The sequence below is a fragment of the Rhizobacter sp. genome (assembly GCF_031412075.1).
In the GTDB taxonomy this organism is placed as follows: Bacteria; Pseudomonadota; Gammaproteobacteria; order Burkholderiales; family Burkholderiaceae_C; genus Rhizobacter.
Genome location: NZ_JANOCG010000435.1, coordinates 1 through 8,950, shown reverse-complemented (window position 1 = coordinate 8,950; position 8,950 = coordinate 1). Strand labels below are relative to the sequence as shown.

Here is an 8,950-nt window from a genome sequence, read left to right as displayed (position 1 = left end):
CAGATGATGGGCGTGCTCGACGTGAGCGGGCATCAGCTCTCCTACCACCCGCACACGCTGGCGATGGTGGCCATGTCGGCACGCATGATCGAGAACCACTGGTTCAGCGACAAGTTCCGCCACGGCCTGCGGCTGCACTTTCATGCGCGGCCCGAGATGCTGGACACCATGCGCGAGGCCATGGTCGCGCTGTCACCCGACGGCGAGATCCTGGGCGCCAACCGCAGCGCGCTGGAGCAGCTGGGCCTGAACGTGCCGGCGCTGCGCAAGCTCGGCCTGGAGGCGGTGTTCGGCACCACCGTGGGCGCCATCGCCGACCACTGCCGCCACCATGCCGACGAGCCGATGCGGCTCTACCCGCAACACGGCGGGCCAGTGGGTGACCCGCTGTTTGCACGCGCCTTGTTCAACTGGCCGACCTTCTGGCCCTCGGTCTCACTGGCCACCGGTGTGGCGGTACCGCGCGCCGCTGAAGCGCTGAGGCCGCAGCCCAAGCTGGCACTGGTCGCCGAGCCGGTTGCGGACACCACCTTGGCCCACACCACCCTGCAAGCACAAGAGATGGCGGCCATCCGCAGCGCCGTCGACGCCGCCGGCGGCAACATCTCGCGCGCCGCGCGCCAGCTCGGTGTGGCGCGCAACACCATCTACCGCAAGCTGCGTGCGGCCGACGCTGCGGCTTGACGCGTTTTTGAGGCGATGCGCCGCTAAGATTGGTGCATGACCGAGCCTGTGCTGGATGTGAATGCCAACGCGCCCAGCGCGACTGCCACGCCACGCACCCAGGCCGCGCTCATCGCCCGGCCCGACCTGCTGATCTGCACCGAATGCGGCGCGGTGCACGAGCGCATCTTGCTTGCCCGTGGCACCGTCGCGCGCTGCCGCCGCTGCAACGCCCTGCTGGGCCGCGCCCACCTGATGCGGCTCGATGCCTTGCTGGCCTTTGCCATTGCCGCACTGCTGCTCATCGTGATCGGCAACACCGCCCCGATCGTCACGCTCGACCTGCGCGGGGTGATGACCCGGGCCACGCTGCCGCAGGCCATCAAGGCCACCTGGGACGCCGGCCAGCCGCTGGTGGCGATGCTTGCCGCCGCCACGGCGCTGGTGTTCCCTCTTTGTTTCACCGTGCTCAGGGTGTACCTGCTGGCCTCGCTGCTGCGCGGCCAGGTGCCGAGCGCGTTTGTGCCGGCGATGCGGGTGCTCGGTTTTGTCACCCGCTGGGGCATGGTCGAGGTGTTCATGCTGGGCACGCTGGTGGCCGTGGTGCGCAGTGCCTCGCTCGCCAGCGCCACCCCGGGAGCGGGCCTGTTTGCCTATGCCGCATTGACGCTGCTGCTCACCTCGATCACCGCCGCCGGCACCCACTCGATGTGGAAGATGGCCAGCCAGCTGGGCCAGACACGATGAACGGCGAAGCCATCCAGAGCGCCGCGCAGCTCGGCTTGTTCAGCTGCCGCACCTGCGGCCGGGTGTCGCAGCTGGCGCATGCGGTGGTGGATGGCACCCCCTTGCAATGCCCCCGCTGCGACACCGCGCTCAACCACCAATTGCCCGCCAGCCTGCAGCGCACCTGGGCCTACACGCTGGCCGCCACCATCCTCTACATACCGGCCAACCTGCTGCCCATCATGTCGACCAGCAGTGTGTTCGGCGACTCGCAGCACACCATCCTCGGCGGCATCGAGGAGCTGCGCGCTTCAGGCGACTGGCTGCTCGCGCTGATCGTCTTCGTGGCCAGCATCGCGGTGCCGCTGCTCAAGGTCGGCGCGCTGCTGCTGCTGGCCACCACGGCTCAGCGCCGCTCGCGGTGGAAGCAACTGGAGCGCGCGCAGATCTACCGCATGATCGACGCGGTGGGCCACTGGTCCATGCTCGACGTCTACGTGGTGGTGCTGCTGGTGGGCACCCTGAGCTTCGGCGCCCTGGGCAGCGTGCAACCCGGGCCCGGCTTGCTGTCGTTCGGTGCCGTGGTGGTGCTGACCATGATGGCCGCGGGCAGCTTCGACCCGCGATTGATCTGGCCTGAAGAAACAAAAGACCCCGCCCACCGATGACTGACGACCAAGAACCCGCCGCGCTGCCGCCCGCCCCCGTCACCCGCAAATGGCACGGGCCCTCGCTGGTCTGGCTGGTGCCCATCATTGCGCTGGCGGTCGGGGTTTCGCTGCTGATCCGAGCCGTGCTGGCCACCGGCCCCCAGGTCACGATCGACTTCAATTCGGCCGACGGCCTGCGCCCCGGCAAGACCGAGGTGCGCTACAAGGAAGTGGTGGTCGGCCGTGTCGAAGCCTTGACGCTGAGCGAAAAACGCGACCGGGTGCAGGTGTCGGTGCGGCTGGACCGCTCGGTCTCCAACATCGCCGTCGACGACACCCGTTTCTGGGTGGTGCGCCCGCGCATCGACACCGCCGGCGTGAGCGGTATCGAGACCCTCTTCTCCGGCGCCTACATCGGTGTCGATGCCGGCGTGTCCGAGGTTCAGCGGCGTAACTTCGTCGGCCTGGAAGCGCCGCCCTACGTGCTGCGCGGGGAGCCGGGTCGCGGCTTTGTGCTGCGCACCGAAGACCTCGGTTCGCTCGACGTCGGCTCGCCCATCTTCTACCGCCGCAACCGGGTGGGCCGCGTGGTGGGCTACAAGCTCGACCCGCTGATCGACGAACTCTCGGTGCAGATTTTCGTCGAGGCCCCGTTCGACAAGCTGGTCAACAGCCAGACGCGTTTCTGGAACGCGAGTGGTGTGGAGGTGTCGCTCAGCACCAATGGCCTGAGCGTCAACACGCAAACGCTGGCCTCGGTGCTCTCGGGTGGCGTGTCGTTCGAGCGGCCGGCCGGCTCGCACGGCCTGCCACCGGCGCCCGATGGCAACCGCTTCGAGCTGTTCCCCGACCGTAAACGCGCGCTCGCCCCGCCCGACGGCCCGGCGCAACGGGTGCGCATGGTGTTCGACCAGTCGACCCGCGGCCTCTCGATCGGTGCGCCGATCGACTTCCTGGGCATCGAGATCGGCTCGGTGAAAGCCATTCGCCTCGACTACGACACCAAGCGCAAACGTTTCCCGGTGGAGGTCGAAGCCGACATCTACCCGACCCGCCTGGGCGCCGTGCGTGAGGCCTTGCGTGAGGTGGGCGACAACGAGTCCAAGCGCGACGTGACCCTGTTGCAGCGCCTGGTCGCCAGCGGCCTGCGCGCGCAAGCCCGCACCGGCAACCTGCTCACCGGCCAGATGTACAACGCGCTCGATTTCCCCGGTCGCACAGCGCGCGCCACGCTCGACACCGAAACCCCCATCCCCGCCATCCCCACCGTGCCCGGCACCTTGGCCGACGTGCAACCGCAGATCGCCGAGATCGTGGCCAAGATCAACAAGGTGCCGTTCGACGACATCGGCCGCAACCTCAACGACACGCTGACCCAGGCGCGCACCGCCATCGACCAGCTGCGCCCCGACGCCCAGGCCTCGCTGGCCGAGGTGCGGCGCACACTGCAGTCGGTGCAAGAAACGCTGGCGCGTGCCGACCGCCAATTGCTCGACCCGAGCGCGCCGATCCAGCGCAACGCCGAGCAGACGCTGCTCGACCTGCAGCGTGCCGCCCAGTCGTTGCGCGTGCTCACCGACTACCTGCAACGCCACCCCGAATCGCTGCTGCGCGGCAAGCCCGACGACGCGAAGATTCCGGCCTCTACCGAACGACGCTGAAGAACACAAACGCCCCATGAAATCACTCCTCTGCCTGATGGCGCTCGTGTGGCTCAGCGGCTGCGCCTCGACCCCTGCCCCGCGCTACCACAGCCTGCTGGCCACCGGCGCGAAGCCGGCGCGTGAAACCGGCCTGCCGCCGATGCCGATCGACCTGCCGCCGGTGGGCGTGCCAGCGGCCGTCGACCAGCCGCAGTGGGTGGTGCGCCTGCCCGACGACACGCTGCGCATCCTCGAACAGGAGCAATGGGTGTCGCCCTTGCGCGCCGAGCTGCGCGCGGCGCTGTTCGAGCGTCTGGCGCAGCGCTTCGCAGCCGTCGACGCGCGCACCGTGCCCAGCGCGCAGGCGGTGCGGGTGAAGGTCGACGTGCAACGTTTCGAGTCGATCGCCGGCAAAGAGGTCTGGCTCGACAGCGTCTGGTCGGCCCAGGCTGACGTGGGCAAGGCGCAGGCGCTGGTGTGCCACAGCAGCGTGCACGAGAGCGCGCCCGGCGACCTCACGGCCCTCGCCGCCGCCCACCGTCGCGCGGTGGTGCGCTTGGCAGACCAGATCGGCGCCCAGCTGCTGGCGCTGGCCAACGGGGCCGGGGCACGCTGCCCCTCTTGATCGGCTACCGCTTGCGCCTGGCGGGCGCCGACTGCAGCGTCTCGAACGCCTCCCCCAGCGACATCACCGTGCCCGACCCGTCGGCGCGGTAACCCGGCAACTGGTTCACCGCAGCCTTGAACTCATCGCTGCGCAAGATGCCGAGCATCTGCTGCACCGGCTGCGTCTCGAGCACCCGTTCGTCGCACAGCAGGAAGTAGCGCTCGGTCTGGCTCGGGATGAAGTCGAGCTTGAAACGGCGCGCCGGGGTTTCCACGCCGAAGCCGGCGTCGGCCATGCCACTGGCCACATAGGCCGCAATCGCCGCGTGGGTGAACTCGCATTGTTCGTAGCCGTGGATCGCCGACTGCTCGAGCCCCTGCTTTTGCAGCATCAGGTCGAGCAGCAGGCGCGTGCCCGAACCGGGCTGCCGGTTGATGAAGCGCACGCCGGGCCGGGCCAGGTCTTTCAGGTCGTAGATCTTGAGCGGGTTGCCACGCGCCACCATCACGCCTTGCTGGCGCGTGGTGACGTGGATGATCTTTTGCGAGCGCTCCGACAGCCACCGGCTGTAGTGCGCCACCACCGCCGGCTCGAACTCGCCCAGCGGCACGGCAAACCCCGCCACGTCGCAGCCCTGCACATGCAGCGCCGCCACCGCCTCCACGCTGCCGCAGTACTTGAGTTCGTGCGGCACGGCCGCCTGCGCCAGAAAGCTGCGCAGCGTCTCGACCGCAAATCCGTGGTTGGCGTGGATGTGCAGCAGCGCATGCAGCGGCGAGCAGAGCTTCTCGATCTCGGCCTCCAGCTCTGACGCCAGCGACGCGAGCAGCGGCGAGAGCCTCGCGTTGATGCGCCGGTCAGCCCACACCAGCTTTTCGCCCAGCTCGGTGAGGCTCGAGCCCTTGCCACGCGCCATGGTGAGCAGCGGCATGCCGAACATGACCTCACCTTCACGAATCAGCTGCCAGGCATGGCGGTACGAGGTGGCCGACTGTTGGCAGGCACGCGACAGGCTGCCGTGCTCCTGCACATCCACCAGCACCTCCACCAGGCGCTGCGCCAAGGCCTGCCCATCGGGCCGGGTGATGCTCCATCGCGGCTGGATCGTTACCTTGTGCATGGGTTATTCCTTATGCCCTCAAACGCCGATGTAATGCGCTGTCACGAGCTTATTGTGTCGCTTTCGATGTCCCCCTACATTGCGCGGCAGGCCGGCACCAACGCGATGCATGGCTTATGCCCTCAGGCACCTATTAGCCAAGGGCTCACCACCCTACTTGGAGACAAAAAGGATGTCGGCTGTCGGATTGGGAACTGCGGGGGCCAGCGCAGGCGGCACCCCCGGGCTGCTGGACAAAGAGCGCACGATTGCTGCGCCGGGCTTCAACCGCTGGCTGGTGCCGCCGGCGGCGCTGGCCATCCACCTGTGCATCGGCATGGCGTATGGCTTTTCGGTGTTCTGGCTGCCGCTGTCAAAGGCGCTGGGCATCAAGGAGGCCATCAAGTGCGGGCCCGAAGTGGGCTTCTTCGCCGAGCTGTTCACCACCCAGTGCGACTGGAAAATTTCCACCCTGGGCTGGATGTACACGCTGTTCTTCGTCTTCCTCGGTTGCTCCGCCGCGCTGTGGGGCGGCTGGCTCGAGCGTGCCGGCCCGCGCAAGGCCGGCTTGGTGAGCGCCGTGTGCTGGTGCGGCGGCATGCTGATCTCCGCCTTGGGCATCCACCTGCACCAGTTCTGGCTGATGATTCTCGGCTCGGGCGTGATCGGTGGCATCGGCCTGGGCCTCGGCTACATCTCGCCGGTCAGCACGCTGATCAAGTGGTTCCCCGACCGGCGCGGCATGGCGACCGGCATGGCCATCATGGGCTTTGGTGGGGGCGCCATGATCGGCTCGCCACTCGCCGCCGAGCTGATGAAAAACTTCGCCACCCCCACCGACGTGGGCGTGGTGCAGACCTTCGTCGTGATGGCGCTGGTCTACTTCGTCTTCATGCTGGGCGGCGCCTTCGGCTACCGCGTGCCGCCCACGGGCTGGAAGCCCGCCGGCTGGGTGCCCAAGGCGGCCGACGTGAGCAACACCATGATCACGCAGCGCCATGTGCACGTGAAAAAGGTCTGGGGCATTCCGCAGTTCTGGCTGGTGTGGATCGTCTTGTGCATGAACGTCTCGGCCGGCATCGGCGTGATCGGCATGGCCAGCCCGATGCTGCAAGAGGTGTTCGGCGGCGGCCTGATCGGCGTGGCCAAGAAGTTCGGCGAGCTCGACAAGACGCAGCTCAGCGCCATCGCCGGGGTGGCCGCCGGCTTCACCGCGCTCCTGAGCCTGTTCAATATCGGCGGGCGCTTCTTCTGGGCCAGCCTGTCCGACAAGCTGGGCCGCAAGATGACCTACGTGGCCTTCTTCGTGCTGGGTGCGGTGCTGTACTTCAGCATCCCCGGCAGCGCGGCGGCGGGCAGCAAGCTGCTCTTCGTGGGCGCGTTCTGCATCATCCTGAGCATGTATGGCGGCGGCTTCGCCACCGTGCCGGCTTACCTGGCCGACCTGTTCGGCACGCAGATGGTGGGCGCGATCCACGGCCGGCTGCTCACGGCCTGGGCGACGGCCGGCATCCTCGGGCCGGTGGTGGTGAATTACATGCGCGAATACCAGCTCGGGCTTGGCATCCCGCGCGAGCAGGTCTACAACCAGACCATGTACATCCTGGTGGGCATGCTGGTGATCGGCCTGATCGCCAACCTGATGGTGCGCCCGGTGGCCGACAAATGGTTCATGACCGACGCCGAGCTGGCCGCAGAAAAGCGCCTGGCACACGAGCGCGCCAATGCGGCCGAAGTGGGCAGCGGCCCGGGACTGGGCGGCAAGACGCCCGCGCTGGTGGTGGCGCTGGCCTGGGCCGCGGTGGGCATTCCGCTTGCGTGGGGTGTCTACAAGACGCTGCTGAGCGCCGCCAAGTTCTTCAACTGACGACCCACGGAAGATAGCCGATGACGACCGTGACTTCTCCGACGCAACTGTTGCTGGTGCGCGAGGTGCTGGCGCGACGCGCCAGCGAGCCCGGCGCCTTGCTGCCCATCCTGCATGAGCTGCAAGACGCGCTGGGCCACCTCCCTGCCGACGTGGTGCCCGAGATCGCGAGCGCGCTCAACCTGTCGCGTGCCGAGGTGCACGGCGTCATCACCTACTACCACCACTTCCGCACCGAGCCCGCCGTCGGCAAGGTGGTGCAGATCTGCCGCGCCGAGTCGTGCCAGGCGATGGGCGCCGACGCCTTGATCGCCCATGCGCGGCACACGCTGGGCTGCACGATGCCGGGGCACTCGAAAGACGGCGCCTTCACGCTGGAGCCGGCCTACTGCCTGGGCCTTTGCGCCATGTCGCCCGCCATGACGCTGGGTGACGATGTGCATGCGCGTGTCACCCCGCAGCGCTTCGATGCGCTGGTCGCCGAAGCGAGGAGCGCTCCATGAGCATCACGATTTACGTGCCCTGCGATTCGGCTGCACTGGCCGTGGGGGCCGACCGAGTGGCGCGCCGCATCGCTGAAGAGGCGGCGCAGCGTGGCGTCGAGATCACGCTGGTGCGCAACGGCTCGCGCGGCTTGTTCTGGCTGGAGCCACTCGTCGAGGTGCAAACGGCGCAGGGCCGCATCGCCTACGGGCCGGTGCAGGCGGGTGATGTGGCGGCCCTGTTCGACGCCAACTTCCTGGCCGGTGGTGCGCATGCCCTGTGCCACGGGCTCACCGAAGACATTCCCTACCTCAAGAAGCAGGAGCGCCTCACCTTCGCCCGCATGGGCATCACCGACCCGCTCTCGCTCGACGACTACACGGCGCACGAGGGCTTTGCCGGCCTCACACGCGCGCTCTCGATGGCGCCCGAGCAGGTCGTGCAAGAGGTGATGGACGCCGGCCTGCGCGGCCGAGGCGGCGCCGCTTTCCCGGCCGCCATCAAATGGAAGACCGTGGCGGCCACCGGCGCCCAGCAAAAGTACATCGTCTGCAACGCCGACGAAGGCGATTCGGGAACTTTCTCCGACCGCATGACGATGGAGGGCGACCCCTTCATGCTGATCGAAGGCATGGTGATCGCGGGCATCGCGACCGGGGCCACGATGGGCTACATCTACGTGCGCTCGGAGTACCCGCACGCCATCGCCACGCTGAACGAGGCCATCCGCCGCGCCGAATCGGCCGGCTATCTGGGCCGCAACCTGAGAGGCTCGACGCACCACTTCACGCTCGAAATGCGCAAGGCCGCAGGCTCGTATGTGTGTGGCGAAGAGACCGCGCTGCTCGAAAGCCTGGAAGGCAAACGCGGCATCGTGCGCGCCAAGCCGCCGGTGCCCGCGGTGGCGGGCCTGTTCGGCCAGCCCACCGTGGTCAACAACGTGATCACGCTGGCCACCGTGCCGGTGATCCTGGCGCGCGGCGCGGCCTTCTACAAGAACTTTGGCGTGGGCCGCTCGCACGGCACGCTGCCGTTTCAACTGGCCGGCAACATCAAACGAGGCGGCCTGATCGAAAAGGCCTTCGGCGTCACGCTGCGCGAGCTGTTGTACGACTATGGTGGCGGCTCCGCTTCGGGCCGACCGATCAAGGCGGTGCAAGTGGGCGGGCCGCTGGGCGCGTACCTGCCCGAATCGCAATGGGACGTGCCGCT

9 protein-coding genes are annotated in these 8,950 nt (G+C 68.0%); 8 read left to right on the top strand and 1 reads right to left on the bottom strand.

The window, feature by feature from the left end:
- The 5 genes from RMO40_RS16350 to RMO40_RS16330 form a co-directional block, all read left to right on the top strand.
- Positions 1-684 (top strand): helix-turn-helix domain-containing protein (locus RMO40_RS16350; RefSeq protein WP_309723682.1); only part of this gene is annotated, 684 nt, incomplete at its 5' end.
- A gap of 36 nt (positions 685-720) precedes the next feature.
- Positions 721-1,410: a paraquat-inducible protein A gene (locus RMO40_RS16345; protein ID WP_309723680.1), complete on the top strand. Its 690-nt coding sequence runs from the start codon at positions 721-723 to the stop codon at positions 1,408-1,410.
- A complete protein-coding gene (locus RMO40_RS16340; RefSeq protein WP_309723677.1) occupies positions 1,407-2,057 on the top strand; it encodes a paraquat-inducible protein A in 651 nt (216 codons plus the stop codon). The genes RMO40_RS16345 and RMO40_RS16340 overlap by 4 nt, the downstream gene beginning before the upstream one ends.
- Positions 2,054-3,700, top strand: coding sequence for an MlaD family protein (locus RMO40_RS16335; protein ID WP_309723675.1), 1,647 nt, complete (start codon positions 2,054-2,056; stop codon positions 3,698-3,700). Before RMO40_RS16340 ends, RMO40_RS16335 begins: the two co-directional genes overlap by 4 nt.
- Before the next feature lie 16 nt (positions 3,701-3,716).
- Positions 3,717-4,307: an ABC-type transport auxiliary lipoprotein family protein gene (locus RMO40_RS16330; RefSeq protein ID WP_309723673.1), complete on the top strand. Its 591-nt coding sequence runs from the start codon at positions 3,717-3,719 to the stop codon at positions 4,305-4,307.
- Between the two features lie 4 nt (positions 4,308-4,311).
- Here the strand turns inward: RMO40_RS16330 and RMO40_RS16325 are convergent, their stop codons facing one another.
- On the bottom strand, positions 4,312-5,409 hold the full coding sequence (locus RMO40_RS16325) for a substrate-binding domain-containing protein (RefSeq protein WP_309723671.1): 1,098 nt from the start codon (positions 5,407-5,409) through the stop codon (positions 4,312-4,314).
- A gap of 172 nt (positions 5,410-5,581) precedes the next feature.
- Between RMO40_RS16325 and RMO40_RS16320 the strand changes: the two genes are divergently transcribed.
- The 3 genes from RMO40_RS16320 to RMO40_RS16310 form a co-directional block, all read left to right on the top strand.
- Complete coding sequence (locus RMO40_RS16320; RefSeq protein ID WP_309723669.1) at positions 5,582-7,255, top strand: MFS transporter; 1,674 nt, start codon at positions 5,582-5,584, stop codon at positions 7,253-7,255.
- Positions 7,256-7,275: 20 nt separating this feature from the next.
- Positions 7,276-7,758, top strand: coding sequence for a formate dehydrogenase subunit gamma (locus RMO40_RS16315; protein WP_309723667.1), 483 nt, complete (start codon positions 7,276-7,278; stop codon positions 7,756-7,758).
- Positions 7,755-8,950, top strand: a 1,196-nt coding sequence (locus tag RMO40_RS16310; protein WP_309723666.1) for a formate dehydrogenase, incomplete at its 3' end; no start/stop codon positions are given. The genes RMO40_RS16315 and RMO40_RS16310, both read left to right, overlap by 4 nt.